Origin of the sequence: Kaistia nematophila, assembly GCF_026343855.1 — a bacterium.
Classification (GTDB): Bacteria; Pseudomonadota; Alphaproteobacteria; order Rhizobiales; family Kaistiaceae; genus Kaistia; species Kaistia nematophila.
Genome location: NZ_JAPKNK010000008.1, coordinates 186,185 through 202,770 on the forward strand (window position 1 = coordinate 186,185; position 16,586 = coordinate 202,770).

The following is a 16,586-nucleotide window of genomic DNA, read 5'->3' on the forward strand; positions in this document are numbered from 1 at the left end:
GTTTGCTGCTACTGCCAACAAATAAGCGATGATGAAATCGCACTGGATGTCGACCCGGCCGGACCCGGCGGGTGCATGGAACCGTGAGGAAACGCTGATGAAGAAGCTTGGCATTCATTCGTTCGTCTGGACCGGCGGCACGACGCAGGAAGACCTCGAGGGCGCGATGAAGAAGTCGCACGACCTCGGCTATGGCCTGATCGAGTTCCCGCGCCTCGACCCCAAGAAGTTCGACGTCAACTGGCTCGCGAAGCGCCTGCAGGACTATGACCTGAAGGTCGTCGTCACCATGGGCCTGCCGGCCGACAGCGACGTCTCGTCGGAAGATCCGGCGGTGGTGAAGCGCGGCGAGGCGGTGCTGGCCGAGGCGATCTCGATCACCCGCGACCTCGGCGGCTCCAAGCTCGGCGGCATCATCTTCTCCGCCCACACCAAGTACCAGAGCATGCCGACCCAGAAGGGCTGGGACAACAGCGTCGCGGCGCTGGCCCGCGCCGCCGACATCGGCAAGGCCGCCGGCGTGTCGATGAACCTCGAGGTCGTCAACCGCTTCGAGAGCAACCTGCTCAACACCACCGCGCAGGGCCTCGCCTTCATCGAGCAGTCCGGCTCGGACAACATCTTCCTGCACCTCGATACCTTCCACATGAACATCGAGGAAGCGGATCCGGTCCAGGCGCTGCGCACCGCCGGCAAGAAGCTCGGCTACTTCCATATCGGCGAGAGCAATCGCGGCTTCCTCGGCTCCGGCGTGATCAACTTCTCGGCGATCTTCGACGCGCTGCTTGAGATCGACTACCAGGACTGGATCACCTTCGAGAGCTTCTCGACCGAGGTCGTCGACAAGGATCTGTCGATCACCTGCGCGATCTGGCGAAACACCTGGAAGGACAATGTCGAGGTGGCCCGTCTGGCCAAGGCCTATATCGAGGCCCGCATCGGCGAGTCCGCCCGCAAGGCGATCACCGCCCGTTCGCTCTGATTTGAGGGCAGGGGGGCGGCTGACCCCTGGCTGCCCCTGGACAGCGGTTCGTCCCGATCCTCCTCCCGGGGGCGATCCGCACCTTGATGGATGGCGCCTGCAATGGCCGCCATCCATCCTTTGTCGCCGCGTGAAATCGCGTCCGCCTGGTTCGTCCCTGTAATACCGGCGCGGCATCGGCGTCTTCCGATCCGGCTGGGGCGGGTGTCGGGCGAGGCGATCGCGGAAGTTCTGCGAGCGCGGGGAGGGCGGGACTCCGCTTTTCGTCATCCTGAATGGGTGCATCTGCCGCTACGACAATCGTCGGCAGGTTGACTTGTCTGACATCTGCAAATATGTTTGGTGTCGCAACGAACAAAATAATTCGGACCTCAGAAGTTCCGATCAACCGGGAGAAAAGTCGTAGTGGCCGAGCCTGCCTCCCTTGGTGAGGGCAAGCCGGAACAGGCGCATCACGCCGTCGTTCCGCCCGCTTCCCCGTCGCAGACCGCGCCCGATGATGGCGTGGTCGTCGATGCGGATCTGCTCCTCGCCGCCACCAGCATTTCCAAGGCGTTCGCCGGCGTTCCCGCCCTGGTCGACGGTCGCATTCGCCTGAAGCGCGGCAGCGTCCATGCGCTCTGCGGCGGCAATGGCGCCGGCAAGTCGACCTTCCTGAACATCCTGATGGGACTGCATCGCGCCGATGCCGGCACGGTCATGGTCAAGGGCAGGGTCGTGCACTACGCCTCGGCCGCCGAGGCGCTCGCCGATGGCATCGCCATCATCACGCAGGAGTTGAGCCCGGTCCTCGACATGACCGTGGCCGAGAACATCTATCTCGGCCGCGAGCCGCGCCGGATGGGCTGGTTCGCCGACAAGGCGAAGATGGAGGCGGATGCGACCGCCCTGTTCGCCCGCCTCGGCTTCGACATCGACGCCCGCGCCACCATGCGTTCGCTCTCTGTCGCCAAGATCCAGCTCGTCGAGATCGCCAAGGCGATCAGCCGCGAGAGCGACATCCTGATCATGGACGAGCCGACCTCGGCGATCGGCGAGAAGGAAGCGGCGACGCTGTTCAAGGCGATCCGCTCGCTGCAGGACCAGGGCGTCGGCATCATCTATGTCTCGCACCGCCTGACCGACATCTTCTCGATCGCCGACAGCTACACGGTGTTCCGCGATGGCCGCTTCATCGAGGCTGGCGATCTCGCCGACATCGACCGGCAGCGGCTGATCTCGCTGATCGTCGGTCGCGACCTGCGCGATCAGGAGGCCCGCAAGAGCACCAGCACCGGCGAGCCGATGCTTTCCGTCTCCGGCTTTGCCCGGCACGGCCAGTTCGAGGATATCTCGCTCGATCTCGCTAAGGGCGAGATCCTCGGCCTCTACGGCCTGATGGGCGCCGGACGTAGCGAGTTCGCCAATGCGCTCTACGGCAACGAGCCCAAGGATGCCGGCTCGGTCAAGATCGAGGGCAAGCCGGTCGAGATCCGCTCGCCGTCGGACGCGCTCGCGAACGGCATCGCCATCGTCACCGAGGATCGCAAGGAGACGGGCCTGGTCCTGACCTCCAGCGTGTCCGAGAACGTCGTGCTGGCGGCGCTCGACCAGTTTTCCCGCCTCGGCTTCGTCGACGGCAAGAAGGTCGCGTCGAATGTCGACGGCCAGATCGCCCGCTTCCGTATCCGCACTGCCTCGCGCGACCTGCCGGTCCAGAGCCTTTCCGGCGGCAACCAGCAGAAGGTGGTGCTGGCGCGCTGCGTCGAGACCGAGCCGAAGATCCTGATCTGCGACGAGCCGACCCGCGGCATCGACGAGGGCGCCAAGCGGGAGGTCTACGCCTTCCTCTCCGCCTTCGCGGCGGCCGGCAACTCCGTGCTGATGATCTCTTCCGAAATTCCCGAAATTCTCGCCAACGCCGACCGGATCCTCGTGTTCCGGCGCGGGCGGATCGCGGGCGAACTCGAGGGCGCCGCGGCGACCCAAGAGGCGCTCGTCCATCTGGCAAGCTGAGCGACCGAGGCGCCTCCATGTCAACCGAACTCACCACCAACGCCACTTCCGCATCGGGAGCCAGGAACCAGGCGATCGGCCGCTTCCTGTCGCGCTACGGCATCCTGCTGTCGTTCATCATCCTGTTCGTGATCCTCTCCTTCGCGCATCCGAACTTCCTGTCGACCGCCAATTTGCTGAACGTGCTTCGCCAGGTCTCGATCAACGGCATCCTCGCCATCGGCATGACCTTCGTCATTCTGACCGGCGGCATCGACCTGTCGATTGGCTCGGTGCTGGCGATCACCGGCGTCGTCGCCGGCAGCCTGGTGACGGGCGGCGATCCCTATAATCCGGCGATCGCCTTCTTCGCCGCCGTCGGCGTCGGCGCGCTGTTCGGCGCCGTCAACGGAACGCTGATCGCCCGCTTCTCGGTGCCGGCCTTCGTCGTCACGCTCGGCATGCTGTCGATGGCGCGCGGCGCGACGCTGCTCTATTCGAACGGCCGCCCGATCCCGAATCTGAGCCCGGAATTCCGCTGGCTCGGCCAGGGCTTCGTCGCCGGCATCCCGGTTCCGGTCATCATCTTCGCGATCGTCTTCGTCGCCGCCTGGATCACGCTGCGCTACACGGTCTATGGCCGCTGGGTCTATGCCGTCGGCGGCAATGTGAAGAGCGCCAAGACGAGCGGCATCCCGACCCGGACGGTGATCTTCTCGGTCTACCTGCTGATGGGCGCGCTTGCCGGCCTTTCCGGCATGATCCTGACGGCGCGCACCACCTCGGCGCTGCCGCAGGCGGGCCTCGGCTACGAACTCGACGCTATCGCCGCGGTCGTCATCGGCGGCACCTCGCTGACCGGTGGCGTCGGCTCGGTGGTCTACACGCTGATCGGCGCGCTGATCATCGGCGTCATCTCGAACGGTCTCGATCTGATGGGCGTCTCGTCCTACTACCAGCAGATCATCAAGGGCGCGATCATCGTCGTCGCCGTCCTGATCGACCGCTCCAGAAACATGAATCCTTGATGGGATCCGCGCCCTCCGGCGCGGGAATGCAGAGCTATGATTGTGGGAGGGAACCCTAGAATGGCACTCAACACCTTTACCCGCCGCGGCCTCGCCATGCTGGCAGGCGTCGGCATTGCCGCCCTGACGATCGGTCAGGCTGCCGCCGCCGACCCGGTCCGGATCGCCGCGGTCGTGCAGAGCCTCGACACGGAATTCAACGTGCTCTGGGCCAATGCCGCCAACAACCATCCGCTGGTCAAGGACGGCACCGTCAAGCTGACCGTCCTCGACGGCCGCATGGATGCGCTGACCCAGTCGAACCAGTTCGATACCGCGATCAGCGAGAAGTATGACGCCATCGTCTTCGTCCCGGTCGATATCGACGCCGGCAACGATCCGGTCCAGCGCGCCAAGGATGCCGGCATCACCGTCATCGGCTCCAACACGCTGATCTCGAATACCGACCTCTACAACGCCTACATCGCCTCGAACGACGTCGAGGCCGGCAAGCTGCTGGCCAAGTCCGTGTTCGACAAGATGGGTGGCAAGGGCAACGTCGTCATCGGCGAGGGCATGATCGGCCAGTCGGCCCAGGTGCAGCGCCTGCAGGGTATCGAGGAAACCCTGAAGGACTATCCTGATATCAAGGTTCTCGAGCAGAAGACCGCCAACTGGTCTCGCGCCGAGGCACTCTCGCTGATGGAAAACTGGCTGACCGCCCATGCCGGCCAGATCAACGGCGTCATCGGCGAGAATGACGAGATCGCGATCGGCGCGCTCGAGGCAATCAAGGCGCACGGCCTCGACCCGAAGACCATTCCGGTCGCCGGCGTCGACGGCGTCACCGACGCCCTGCTGGCCGTCAAGCGCGGCGAGATGATGTCGACGCTGCAGGACGCCGATGCGCAGGCCCAGGGCGCGATCGATCTCGCCCTCGTCGCCAAGCAGCCCGACTACAAGCCGAAGGCGGCTGTCTGGGACGTCAATGGCGGCAAGCTGGCCTGGGAAGGCGGCAAGCAGCAGCACTATTCCGTGCCGTGGATTCCGGTCACGCTCGACAACGTCGACGCTCTTCTCTCGATGCGCAAGACACAGTAATCAAGCGTACTGCACGCGATAGCGTGCAACGTGCCAAGGAGAGGCGGCTTCGGCCGCCTCTCATCTCTCCGGTCGCAAGGGCGCCCGACCGCCACCCCGGGGAGCCTCCAAGTCGTTTCAGAATGAGTTCCAGATCTTGGCAACGCCCCAATCCGTCCGCTACCTCAACGAAATCCGGGCGCTCAACGCGTTGTTTCGAAGCGGTGGGATGAGCCGGGCCGATCTGGCGCGCATGCTGGGCCTGAACCGGTCGACGACCGGCCACATCATCGCCAACCTTATGGCTGATGCGCTGGTGGTCGAGCTGCCGAATGGCGGCCGTGGCGAGACCGCCGCGAAAACGGGCCGTCCCGGCATCAACATCGAGATCAATCCGGCCGGCGCCACCTTCCTCGGCGCTGAGATCGGCGTCGACCGGCTGACCGTCGTCGCCATCGACCTCTGCGCCAACGAGATCCGCCGCATCTCCACCCCGTTTCCAACCCATCAGCAGCCGCTCGAGGCCGGTATCGATCGCGTCGCGGCGATGATCGGCGAGGTGATCGACGGCCTTGCGGACAAGGCGCTGATCCGCGGGCTCTGCGTGACGCTGCCGGCGCTGCTCGACGCCGAGGGCAAGGTGATCAACGCGCTGATCATCGGCTGGCGCGACGTCGACCTGAAGGCGATGATCACCGAGCGCCTGGCCGCCCGTTTCCCGCAGCTGGAGTTGCAGGTTTCGATCGAGAACGACGCCAACGCCTTCGCCATTGCCGAGACCTATCGCGACCCCTCGCACAGCGCCGAGACCGTCGCCTTCCTGCTGATCGAGAACGGCGCCGGTGGCGGTATCGTCATCGGCGGGCGACTGTTTCGCGGCTCGACCGGCTTTGCCGGCGAATTCGGCCAGATCGTGCTGGGCAGCGAGGGCTTTTATGGCGGGCGCCACAAGCCCGGACATCTCGAAAGCTATATCGGCAAGGACGCCGTGCTGGCGCGCTATCGCGCCAATGGCGCCGCCGAGGGCGCCGACCTCGACCAGCTGATCGCGGCGCTGGAAGCCGGCGACGCGAGCGCCATCCGCACCGTGCGCGAGTGGGGTGGCGGGCTCGCCATCGGCCTGATCCAGCTTTCGAGCGTGCTCAATCCCGGCGTGATCATCCTCGGCGGCACCGTGGCGCCGCTGTTCCGTTTCGTGGCGGAGGAGGTCGAGGCCGGCATGCGGCGCGAATTCCTCGAAGGGTTCCCGATGCCCAAGATCGAGGTTTCCTCGCTCGGCCTCGAAGGTCCGGCGCTTGGCGGCGCGCTGATCATGCACCAGCGCATGTTCTCGATCGACGAAAGCGCGATCTATGCGAGCGCGCAGCCGATCACGCTGTTTCAGACGTGACGTGGGCTGTCGGCGCTGTATGGAGATCGATGGATCGGGATCTGCTTGCTTACCTCTCCCTGAGGGAGAGGTGAAGAACGGCCGTTGCGTAGAACGAAAATGTATCTTGCTCCTGACAGGGCGCCCAGGGAGAGAAAATCGATGATTGAAGGCAAGATCGTCACCATCGGCGAGATCCTCGTCGAGATCATGGCGACCACGCTCGGCCATGGCTTCCTCGAGGCGCAGACCCTGATCGGTCCGTTCCCGAGCGGTGCCCCCGCCATCTTCATCGACCAGGTCGGCAAGCTCGGCCATCCCGCGGCGATCGTCTCGGCCGTCGGCGACGACGATTTCGGCACCGTCAATCTGGAGCGGCTGAAGCAGGACGGCGTCGACGTCTCGGCCGTCGCCATCCATCCGGGGGCCGCCACCGGCAGCGCCTTCGTCCGCTACCGTCCCGATGGCGGCCGCGACTTCGTCTTCAACATGCGCGACAGCGCCGCCGGCCGCATCGCCGCGACGCCGGAGGCGGGGGCCGTGCTGGCCGAGGCCGGCCATCTCCATGTCATGGGCTCCGGCCTGCCGGTCCCCGCCGTTTTCGGCATGGTCAGCGCGTCGATCCCGGCCATCAAGGCGCGCGGCGGCACGGTGTCGTTTGATCCCAATATCCGCGTCGAGATGCTGCGCGACCCGGCCGGCAAGGCGGCGTTCCAGACCGTGCTCGCCGCGACCGACCTGTTCCTGCCCTCGGGCGAGGAACTGTCCCTGTTCTCCGGGGAAGCGGACGAAGGCCGCGCCATCGCGGCGCTGCTCGATGCCGGCGTCAAGGAGATCGTGCTGAAGCGCGGCAAGGCCGGCGCCAGCCACTTTGACCGCGACGGCCGGACGGACGTTCCTGGCTTCATCGTCGAGGAAATCGACCCGACCGGCGCCGGTGACAGCTTCGGCGCCACCTTCCTGGTCGCCCGCCGCCTCGGCAAGTCGGTCGAGGATTGCCTGCGCTACGCCAACGCGGCCGGCGCGCGCACCGTCACCGTCAAGGGGCCGATGGAGGGCACCTCGTCCTTCGCCGAGCTCGATGCCTTCATTGCCGCGACGCCGGTGGGAGCAGCCTGATGAGCCTTCTGACCGAACTCGCCCGCGACTATCAGGCCGGCCGCACGCGCGGCATCACCTCGGTCTGCTCGGCGCATCCCGCCGTTATCCGCGCGACGCTGCGCGAAGGCCTGCGCACCGACACCGTCGTGCTGATCGAGGCGACCTGCAACCAGGTCAATCACGAAGGCGGCTATACCGGCATGAAGCCGGCCGACTTCCGTCGCTTCGTCGAGGGCATCGCCGCCGAAGTCGGCTTCGACACAGCGAACCTGATCCTCGGCGGCGACCATCTCGGTCCCAATCCCTGGCGCAGCCTGCCGGCCGAGCCGGCGCTGGCCAAGGCCGAGGCCATGGTCGCGGCCTATGTCGCCGCCGGCTTCACCAAGATCCATCTTGACGCCAGCATGGGCTGCGCCGGCGAGCCGGAAGGCCTCGACGACGAGACGACGGCGCATCGCGCCGCCCGCCTCGCGACCGTCGCCGAGGCCACGGCGAAGGCGAACGGCCTGACGCTGCCCGTCTATATCATCGGCACGGAGGTGCCGACGCCGGGCGGAGCGCTGCATGATCTCGACGACGTACCGCCGACGCTCGCCTCGGCGGCGCGTGAAACCATCGCCACCCACCGCCGCGTCTTCGCGGAAGCGGGGCTGACGGAGGCATTCGCCCGCGTCATCGGCCTCGTCGTGCAGCCGGGCGTCGAATTCGGCCACGACAAGGTCGTCGTCTATCGGCCGGAACGGGCGCGCGACTTGATCGCCGTTCTCGGCGACGAGACGCAGTTCGTGTTCGAGGCGCATTCGACCGACTACCAGCCCGAGGCGGCGCTCGCCACGCTGGTCCGCGACGGCTTCCCCATCCTGAAGGTCGGCCCGGGCCTGACCTTCGCCCTGCGCCAGACGCTCTACGGCCTCGACCTGATCGCCTCCGAACTCGACGCTGCCTATGGCAATCGCGCGCTGGCGAAGGCGATGGAAGCGCTGATGCTGTCGGAGCCCAATTACTGGCAGCGCTACTATCCCGGCACACCGGACGAGCAGCATGTGCTGCGTCACTACAGCTACAGCGACCGCATCCGCTATTACTGGCCGCACGAGCAGGCCGAGCGCGCGGTGGCGAAGCTGATGGCGACGTTGAAGGGCCGGACGATCCCCGAGCCGCTGGTCGCGCAATACCTCGCGGAGGACGCGGAAGCGGTGCGCAGCGGCGAAACCGTCGCCACCGCCGACGCGCTGCTGGAGCGCGGCGTAACGCGGATGCTGCAGCTCTACGGCCGCGCCTGCCGGCCGGAGTAGGGGATTTTCACCGGAGGCCGCGCTTCACCTCTCCCCACGAGAGAGGTGAAGAAGCCGAGCTCGGCGAAGCGGTGATGCCGCCTCGTCCGCAACAAGCCCCGTGACCCGCGTCGGCGTCAGCAGATGACGTCGGCGGTGCCGCCTGTGCCGATTGACTGGCAGCTGGTGAAGCTGCCGCCGGTCGAGGTGTCGCTCGTCTGGCAGCCGGCCAGCGACGCGGCGAACAGAAGCAGAGCCACAAAGATCTTCATCTCATCCCTCCCTGTGCAACCACAGGTGAGGGAAGATCTGCCTCGCAGTCGACGATTCAAGGAGGGATGCGTCAAACCCTCGTGAGCGACGCCGATGGCCCCGCTCACGAGGAAGAATGGCGTTCCGCCACCCTGCTTCAGCTGTTGCGCTTGCGCAGTTCGGCGACCTGTTCGGGCGTCAGCGGTCGAGTGGCCTCGCCGCGCAGCATCAGGAACAGCTTGGCCGTCTCCTCCAGCTCCTCGGTCGCGTACATCGCGTCTTCCAGGCTCTTGCCGGCGACGACGGGGCCGTGATTGGCGAGCAGCACGGCGTGGTGCTTGTCGGCCAGCTTCTCGACCGCCAGCGCCAGGCTCTCGTCGCCCGGCGGGTGGTAGGGCACCAGCGGCAGCTTGCCGACGCGCATGATGTAATAGGCGGTTAGCGGCGGCAGGCAGTCATGATGGTCGATGTGATGCAGGCAGGAAACCGCGACCGAATGGGTCGAATGCAGATGCACCACCGCCTCGCAGGTCGGGCGCTGCTTGTACATCACCCGGTGCAGGAAGGCTTCCTTGGTCGGCTTGTCGCCGCCGACATGGTTGCCGCTGGCGTCGATCTTCGAGATCTTGGCCGGGTCGAGGTCGCCGAGCGAGGCATTGGTCGGCGTCATCAGCCAGCCGCCATCCGGCAGGCCCACCGAGATGTTGCCGGTCGAGCCGAAGGTGAGGCCGCGCTGGAACAGCGAGGCGCCGCACTTGCAGATCCGCTCGCGCAGCGCGGATTCGGTTTGGGACGTCTGGCTCACGCGAGCGAACTCCATGCCTTGAGGAAGAAATCGGGCGCGCCGAAATTGCCTGATTTGAGCGCCAGCGCAACATCCGGACCGGAACGGCTCAACGTCCACGGCACGCCGGGATCGATCTCCGGCCCGATCGACAGCGCCTTGACGCCAAGCGCGTTGACGACGGCGCCCGACGTCTCGCCGCCGGCGACGAGCAGGCGGGTGAAGCCCTTTTCCGGCAGCGCTGAAGCCACCGCGGCGAGCAGGTCCTCGACCAGCGTGCCGGCCTTGTCGCGGCCGAGCTTCTCCTGCACGGCGCGGACGCTGTCGGGATCATCGCTCGAATAGACCAGCGGCGTCACGTCGGCCGGCTGCGACACCAGCCAGTCGATCACCTCGGCCGGCGTCAGCCTGCCGGCGGCAATCTCGAGCGGATCGATCCGCAGCGTCGGCAACCCAGCCTCCTGCGCCTTGGCGACCTGGCCGCGGGTCGCTGCCGAACAGGAGCCGGCGAGGATCGCGCCGCGTCCCTTCGGGGCGGTGATCGAGGTCGCCGGCGGCGTCAGTTCGTCGATCAGCCCGGCGTCGCGATAGGCGGCGGGCAGGCCGATGGCGATGCCCGAGCCGCCGGTGACGAGTTGCAGGTCCACCAGAGCCTTGCCGATCTCGCGCAGATGCGCGTCCTGCAGGGCGTCGACGATGGCGATGCGCTTGCCCGCCGCCTGCTCGCGCTGGAACGCCTTCGCGATGGCCGGTGCGCCGGCATCGACATCGGCATAGGCGACCAGCCCGACCGGCAGTTCGGTCTGGCGCTGCAGCACGCGGCGAAGGTCGGAATCGCGCATCGGCGTCAGCGGGTGATCGCGCATCGAGCTTTCGTTGAGCGGCACGCCGTTGACGAAGAGATGGCCCTGGTAGATCGAACGGCCGGTCGCCGGGAAGGCGGGGCAGGCGATGGTGAAGCCGGCGTCGAGCCGCTTCAGCAGCGCCTCCGTCACCGGACCGATATTGCCCCTGTCGGTGGAATCGAAGGTCGAGCAATATTTGAAGAACAGCCGCTCGGCCCCGTGCGCCAGCAGCCACTCCGCTGCCGCGAGCGACTGCGCCACGGCGTCGGCGGCGGGAATGGTGCGCGACTTCAGCGCCACGACGAGCGCGTCGACTTCCGTGAGGTCGAGATCGTCGCCGGGCAGGCCGGTGCTCTGCACCGTGCGCAGGCCCTCGCGCGACAGCATCAGCGAGAGATCGGTTGCGCCTGTCAAATCGTCGGCGATGCATCCAAGCAGCATGCGATGAGGTCCTTCGAGGAGGTTAGGTCCGAGGGGCGGGCAGGGGACGGACCGGCTGGCCGCGACATGGTGCGTTGCAAGACATTTTCGCCCTCCCCCGGGCTTGACGGCGGGCATCCCGGCTCGGCAAGTAATGGCTACTGTTAGCGCTGTCATGACGATTCCGCAAGAAATGACAGCGCTAGCATTCGGCGATCCGGGAACGGTCGTCTCTGGCAGAAGGAATTGACGCATGAGCGCGAACGAAGTGTCCGGGCCGCGGGTCTCGGTGATCGGCCTCGGTTCGATGGGCTATGGCATGGCGCAATCGCTGGCGCGCGGCGGCTTCGCCGTCACCGGGTTCGACACGCGGCCGGAGGTGGTGGCGAAGTTCGCTGCCGCGCATGGCGCCGGCGCCGCGTCGCTGGCGGAGGCGGCGTCCGGGGCGGACATTCTCGTCGTCGTCGTCGTCAATGCCGACCAGACGGAACAGGTGCTGCTCGGCGAGGGCGGGGTGCTGGCCTCGGCCAGGCCTGGCGCGGTGATCGTTTCCTGCGCCACCATGGCGCCGGAGCGGGCGCGGGCGCTTGCCGCCGCCGTCGAGGCGACCGGCCGCCTCTATGTCGACGCGCCGATTTCCGGCGGTGCGACGCGGGCGGCGGAAGGCGCGCTGACCATGCTGGTCTCCGGCAGGCCGGCGGCGATCGACAAGTCCCGCGCGGTGCTCGACGCCATGTCGGCCAAGCTCTATCTGCTCGGCGACGAGCCGGGAATCGGCGCTTCCTTCAAGATCGTCAATCAGTTGCTGGCGGGCGTTCACATCGCCGCCGCCTCCGAGGCGATCGTCTTCGCCAAGCGGCTCGGGCTCGACATCGCCAAGGTCTATGAGGTGATCACCGCCTCGGCCGGCAATTCCTGGATGTTCGAGAACCGCATGCCGCATGTGCTCGACGGCGACTATTCGCCGAAGAGCGCGGTCGAGATCTTCACCAAGGATCTCGGCATCATCGCCGACATCTCCCGCAGCGAGAAGTTCGCGACGCCGATCGCCTCGTCCGCGCTGCAGATGTTTCTGATGACGGCCGCCGCCGGAATGGGCAAGGATGACGACGCCTCCGTCGCACGCCTCTACGCGAGGATCGCCGGCATCGACCTGCCTGGCGCCGCCGCCTCCACTGACAAGGACTGAGACTCCGATGCCGCGTTTTGCCGCCAATCTCTCGATGATGTTCAACGAGTGGTCGTTCCTCGATCGCTTCGCCGCCGCCGCCGATGCCGGCTTCAAGGCCGTCGAGTTCCTGTTTCCCTACGATTTCTCGCCGGAGGACGTTGCCGGCAGGCTGAAGGCGGCGGGGCTGGAGCAGGCGCTGTTCAACCTGCCGCCGGGCGACTGGGCGGCCGGCGAGCGCGGCATCGCCGCGCTGGCGGGTCGGCACGACGAGTTCCGCGCCTCGGTGATGAAGGCGCTCGACTATGCGCTGGCGACCGGCGTCAAGCGGCTGCACATGATGGCGGGCCTGGCGCCGAGCCATTCGGCCGAGGCCGGCGAGCGCTACCGCGACGCCGTGCGCATGGCCTGCGCGACGATGGAGCCGCACGGCATCGACATCGTGCTGGAGCCGATCAACCGGCGCGACATGCCGGGCTATTTCCTGAATGATTTCGACATGGCGGGCGAAATCATCGACGAGCTCGGCCTGCCCAATCTGAAGCTCCAGTACGACATCTACCACCGCCAGATCCTGCATGGCGACGTGGTGAAGAGCCTGGAGGAACTGCTGCCGGTGATCGGCCATGTCCAGATCGCCTCGGTGCCGCTGCGCAACGAGCCGGGCACGGGCGAACTCAACGATTTCCGCATCTTCAACGAACTCGACCGGCTCGGCTATGACGGCTTCGTCGGCTGCGAATACCGGCCCGCCGGCGCGACGCTGGAGGGTCTCGGCTGGATGAAGCAGACGACGCTGCGCTGAGATTGGGAGGTGGCGCCTTCGCAAGCGGCGCCCGTCATCCGGCCAAGAGCGCTTTCGAGCGAAGGGGATACCGGTTCGCGTCAAGAAAATGCGGCCAAACAGAGAGCCTGATCCTTTTCGTGTTTCGATGAAACACGGAAAGGATCTAGCCGAACCGGTTTGCGGGCAGGCCCTTCACCGCGGCGTCGAGCGCGAACAGGCCGCCCTCCTGCGGATTGGCGGCGAGATGTCCTGATGTCATGGTGAAGCGAGCCGAGGTGACGAACAGAGTGGCGAGATCCGGCCCGCCGAAGGCGCAACTGGTCGGCCAGGAGCAGGGCAGCTCGACTATTCTGTCGATGCGGCCGTCCGGGGCCGTGCGGGTCAGGCAGGCGCCGCCGACCACCCGCGCCGTCCAGAGGAACCCCTCCGCGTCCATGGTCGAGCCATCCGGCAGGCCTCGGCCGAATCCCTGTTGGAATATCTTGCGGTCGGACAGAAGCCCGTCGGCGCCGATCCGGTAGCTGTAGAGCGTGTTCTTCGGCGTATCGGCGGTGACGAAGCGGTCGGTGGCCGGCCAGACGAAGGTGTTGGTGATGGCGAAGCTATCGTCCGAAAGCCGCGTCAGCCGGCCGTCCGGGCTGTAGCGATAGATCCTGCCGGTTTCTTCCGGCGCGTCGAGCGGACTGTCGTCGGCGGCGATGTTGTTCCGCATCGTGCCGATCCAGAAGCTGCCGTCCGGCGCGACGACGCCCTCGTTCAGCCGATTGGCGGGGAGGTCGGGCTCGACCTCGCAGACTGGGACAGGCTCGCCGTGCCAGTCCCACAGGCAGATGGTGCGCTCCATCCCGACGATCGCGCCGCCATCGGCGCGCAGGCCGATCGAGGTCGGGCGTCCGGCGAGCGGCCAGATCCGGTGGTCGCCGCTCGTGGGATCGAAGGCGTGGATGCGCCGGCCGATGATGTCGACCCAGACGAGGCGCTGGCGCTCCGCATCCCAGACGAGGCTTTCGCCGACGCTGTCCGCGGCATCGAGGACGAGGTTCGCCGTCATGGCTCACCAGCCGCCGTCGATGGCGATGTTCTGGCCGGAGATCATCCGCGCCGCGTCCGAGCAGAGGAAGGCGGCGAGGTCGGCGACGTCCTCCGGTTGGACGCGCGACTTCAGGCTCTGCTGCTTCAGCACCCAGTCCTGGAATTCCTGCAGCCGGTCGGCGAAGACACGGTCCTCCGCCTCCGACACCACTGCGCCCGGCGAGATCGCGTTGACGGTAATGCCGTAGCGGCCGAGCTCGCGGGCGAACGCCTTGGTCAGACCCAGCATCGCGCCCTTGGAGGCGACATAGGGGACATAGCCGTCCCATTGGCCGTTCAGCGTGATCGAGGTCAGGTTGACGATCCGGCCCCATTGCCGCGTCTTCATCCCGGCGGCGCAGGCGCGGGTCAGCGCGAAGGCGGCCGAGGAATTGACCCGGACCTGGTCCTCGTATTCCTGCAGGCTGAATTCCTCATGCGGCTTGTTGAGGATCAGCGCCGCATTGTTGATGAGGATGTCGACGGGCCGGTCGAGCCGGGCTACGGCCGCCTCGGCCGCCGCGAGGTCGTTCAGATCGACGCCGAGCCAGCCGGCGCCTTCGAGCGGCTCCGAGCCCGGGCGGTCGAGCACCGTGACCACGGCGCCGGCCGCGATGAATTTCTGCGCCATCGCCCGGCCGATGGTGCCGAGCCCGCCCGTGATCAGGGCGTGTCTTCCGGAAATCGTCATGGCGCGCTCCTCACAGGACGTCGTGCACTTCTTCGATCGACGTCTCGGAGATCGGCTTGTCGAGCACGACCTTGCCGAGCGCCATGGCGACGACGCGGTCGCAGCAGGCGAAAACGTGATGCATGTTGTGGCTGATGAAGATGCCGGTCACGTTCTGCTCCTTCAGCGATTTGACGAAGCCGATGACTTTGTTGGTCTCCTTGACCGACAGATGGTTGGTCGGCTCGTCGAGGATCATCACCTTCGACTTGAAGTGCATGGCGCGGGCGATGGCGACCCCCTGGCGCTGGCCGCCCGACAATTCGCCGACCAGCGCGTCCGGGGAGCGCAGGTGCAGGTCGACATTGGCGATCGCCTCCATGCTCTCAGAGCGCATGCGCGCCTGGTCGAGCAGGCCGACGCCCATGAACGAGGCCTTCAGCGGCTCTCGGCCGATGAACAGGTTGCGGGCGATGCTCATGTTGGGGACCATCGAATTGTACTGGTAGATCGTCTCGATCCCGAGGTTCATCGCGTCGCGCGGCCGGTTGATCTCGGCCGGCCGGCCCTCGACATAGATCTCGCCCTCGTCCTTCGGATGCAGGCCCGCCAGGATGGAGATCAGCGTCGACTTGCCGGCGCCGTTGTCGCCGACGAGGCCGACGGCCTCGTTGCGCTTGAAATCCAGGCTGACGCCCTTCAGGGCGTGGACGCCGGAATACCATTTGTGCAGGTTGCGGACCGAGATGATCGGCTGGTCGTGGTTGGCTTCGCGTGCCGCGGTCATCATGCAGTCTCCACCTTCATGGCGCGGCCGCGCTTGCGCAGCCACGAATTGCCGACGACGGCGAGGATGGTGAGGGCGCCGATCGCGAACTTGAACCAGTTGCCGTTGACCTGGCTGAGCACCATGCCGTTGTCGATGACGCGGATCAGGGTAGCGCCGACGATGCCGCCGATGATCGACCCGATGCCGCCGAGGAGCGAGGTGCCGCCGATGACGGCCGCGGCGACCGCGGCGAGTTCCAGCCCTTCGCCGATCGAGGGCAGGGGCGAGCCGATGCGCAGCACCTGGATGGTGCCGGCGAGGCCGGCGAGCACCGAGCAGATCATGAAGCAGGCGATCTTCACCGTCGACGAGGGGATGCCCATGGCGTTGGCCGCCGGCAGGAAGCCACCCGTCGCCCGCACCCAGTTGCCGAAATTGGTCCTCGAAAGCAGCAGGCTGACGAGGATGGCGATGACGACGAACCAGAGGAACGAGGCGCGGAACAGGTTGCCCGGGCCGACGAACTCGACGAACAGCCACATCGGGATCTCGTCGGTCTTCAGCCGCGGCGGGAAGCCGCCCGAAATCACGATGGTCAGCGAGCGCGCCATGAACAGCATGCCGAGCGTGGTGATGAAGGAGGGGATGGCGAAGCGGATCGTCAGCCAGCCATTCGCGAGGCCGATGGCCGCGCAGACCAGCAGGCCGATCAGCAGGGCCGGCCAGAAGCCCCAGCCCATGGTCATCAGCACGGCGAGCGTCATCGGGCTCAGCGCGAAGACCGAGCCGACCGAGAGGTCGAACTCGCCGCAGATCATCAAGAGGGTGACGCCGATGGCGACCAGCGCCATTTCCGGCAGCAGGCCCAGCACGCCGCGCATGTTGGCGACGCCGAGAAACACGCCCTGCGACATGACCTGGAAGAACACGATCAGGCAGATCAGCAGCAGGCCGGCCGCAAGTTCTGGCTTTTGCAGCGATATCTTCAGAAGCCGTCTCATTGCGGCAGTTCCTTTTCAGCGGGCACGGTCCC

The 16,586-nt window shown here is 66.6% G+C and carries 16 protein-coding genes; 9 read left to right on the plus strand and 7 right to left on the minus strand.

What is annotated here, in order from left to right; translation table 11 throughout:
• The first annotated feature begins 97 nt into the window (after positions 1-97).
• The 7 genes from OSH07_RS18280 to OSH07_RS18310 all read left to right on the plus strand — a co-directional run bounded on the left by OSH07_RS18280 (position 98) and on the right by OSH07_RS18310 (position 8,808).
• Positions 98-982: a sugar phosphate isomerase/epimerase family protein gene (locus OSH07_RS18280; protein WP_266340119.1), complete on the plus strand. Its 885-nt coding sequence runs from the start codon at positions 98-100 to the stop codon at positions 980-982.
• Between the two features lie 405 nt (positions 983-1,387).
• Positions 1,388-2,977, plus strand: coding sequence for a sugar ABC transporter ATP-binding protein (locus OSH07_RS18285; RefSeq protein ID WP_420909655.1), 1,590 nt, complete (start codon positions 1,388-1,390; stop codon positions 2,975-2,977).
• 17 nt (positions 2,978-2,994) lie between these two features.
• Positions 2,995-3,984, plus strand: a complete 990-nt coding sequence (locus tag OSH07_RS18290; protein WP_266340120.1) for an ABC transporter permease — start codon at positions 2,995-2,997, stop codon at positions 3,982-3,984.
• Between the two features lie 60 nt (positions 3,985-4,044).
• Complete coding sequence (locus tag OSH07_RS18295; protein ID WP_266340121.1) at positions 4,045-5,064, plus strand: substrate-binding domain-containing protein; 1,020 nt, start codon at positions 4,045-4,047, stop codon at positions 5,062-5,064.
• 208 nt (positions 5,065-5,272) lie between these two features.
• Positions 5,273-6,433, plus strand: a complete 1,161-nt coding sequence (locus OSH07_RS18300) for an ROK family protein (protein WP_338149893.1) — start codon at positions 5,273-5,275, stop codon at positions 6,431-6,433.
• A gap of 141 nt (positions 6,434-6,574) precedes the next feature.
• Positions 6,575-7,531: a tagatose kinase gene (locus OSH07_RS18305; protein ID WP_266340123.1), complete on the plus strand. Its 957-nt coding sequence runs from the start codon at positions 6,575-6,577 to the stop codon at positions 7,529-7,531.
• Complete coding sequence (locus OSH07_RS18310) at positions 7,531-8,808, plus strand: D-tagatose-bisphosphate aldolase, class II, non-catalytic subunit (RefSeq protein WP_266340124.1); 1,278 nt, start codon at positions 7,531-7,533, stop codon at positions 8,806-8,808. Before OSH07_RS18305 ends, OSH07_RS18310 begins: the two co-directional genes overlap by 1 nt.
• A gap of 116 nt (positions 8,809-8,924) precedes the next feature.
• Here OSH07_RS18310 and OSH07_RS18315 read toward each other — a convergent pair whose 3' ends face one another.
• The 3 genes from OSH07_RS18315 to otnK form a co-directional block, all read right to left on the minus strand.
• Positions 8,925-9,059, minus strand: a complete 135-nt coding sequence (locus OSH07_RS18315) for a hypothetical protein (protein WP_266340125.1) — start codon at positions 9,057-9,059, stop codon at positions 8,925-8,927.
• 137 nt (positions 9,060-9,196) lie between these two features.
• Positions 9,197-9,844, minus strand: coding sequence for a 3-oxo-tetronate 4-phosphate decarboxylase (gene otnC, locus OSH07_RS18320; RefSeq protein ID WP_478293589.1), 648 nt, complete (start codon positions 9,842-9,844; stop codon positions 9,197-9,199).
• Positions 9,841-11,109, minus strand: a complete 1,269-nt coding sequence (gene otnK / locus OSH07_RS18325) for a 3-oxo-tetronate kinase (RefSeq protein ID WP_266340127.1) — start codon at positions 11,107-11,109, stop codon at positions 9,841-9,843. Before otnK ends, otnC begins: the two co-directional genes overlap by 4 nt.
• 232 nt (positions 11,110-11,341) lie before the next feature.
• Here otnK and ltnD point away from each other — a divergent pair, with 232 nt between their 5' ends.
• On the plus strand, positions 11,342-12,277 hold the full coding sequence (gene ltnD, locus OSH07_RS18330; RefSeq protein WP_266340128.1) for an L-threonate dehydrogenase: 936 nt from the start codon (positions 11,342-11,344) through the stop codon (positions 12,275-12,277).
• A 7-nt stretch (positions 12,278-12,284) separates the two neighbouring features.
• Positions 12,285-13,061 (plus strand): 2-oxo-tetronate isomerase, encoded by a 777-nt coding sequence (gene otnI / locus OSH07_RS18335; protein WP_266340129.1) that lies wholly within the window; start codon positions 12,285-12,287, stop codon positions 13,059-13,061.
• Positions 13,062-13,206: 145 nt separating this feature from the next.
• On the opposite strand, the gene OSH07_RS18340 is transcribed toward otnI, so the two are convergent.
• The 4 genes from OSH07_RS18340 to OSH07_RS18355 are packed head-to-tail and all read right to left on the minus strand — an operon-like array spanning position 13,207 to position 16,554.
• A complete protein-coding gene (locus OSH07_RS18340; protein ID WP_266340130.1) occupies positions 13,207-14,094 on the minus strand; it encodes an SMP-30/gluconolactonase/LRE family protein in 888 nt (295 codons plus the stop codon).
• Between the two features lie 3 nt (positions 14,095-14,097).
• A complete protein-coding gene (locus tag OSH07_RS18345) occupies positions 14,098-14,805 on the minus strand; it encodes an SDR family oxidoreductase (protein WP_266340131.1) in 708 nt (235 codons plus the stop codon).
• A 10-nt stretch (positions 14,806-14,815) separates the two neighbouring features.
• The gene (locus OSH07_RS18350) at positions 14,816-15,571 is read right to left on the minus strand and encodes an ATP-binding cassette domain-containing protein (RefSeq protein ID WP_266340132.1); all 756 of its coding nucleotides are present in this window, start codon (positions 15,569-15,571) and stop codon (positions 14,816-14,818) included.
• Positions 15,571-16,554 (minus strand): ABC transporter permease, encoded by a 984-nt coding sequence (locus tag OSH07_RS18355; RefSeq protein ID WP_266340133.1) that lies wholly within the window; start codon positions 16,552-16,554, stop codon positions 15,571-15,573. The genes OSH07_RS18350 and OSH07_RS18355 overlap by 1 nt, the downstream gene beginning before the upstream one ends.
• Between the last annotated feature and the right edge of the window lie 32 nt (positions 16,555-16,586).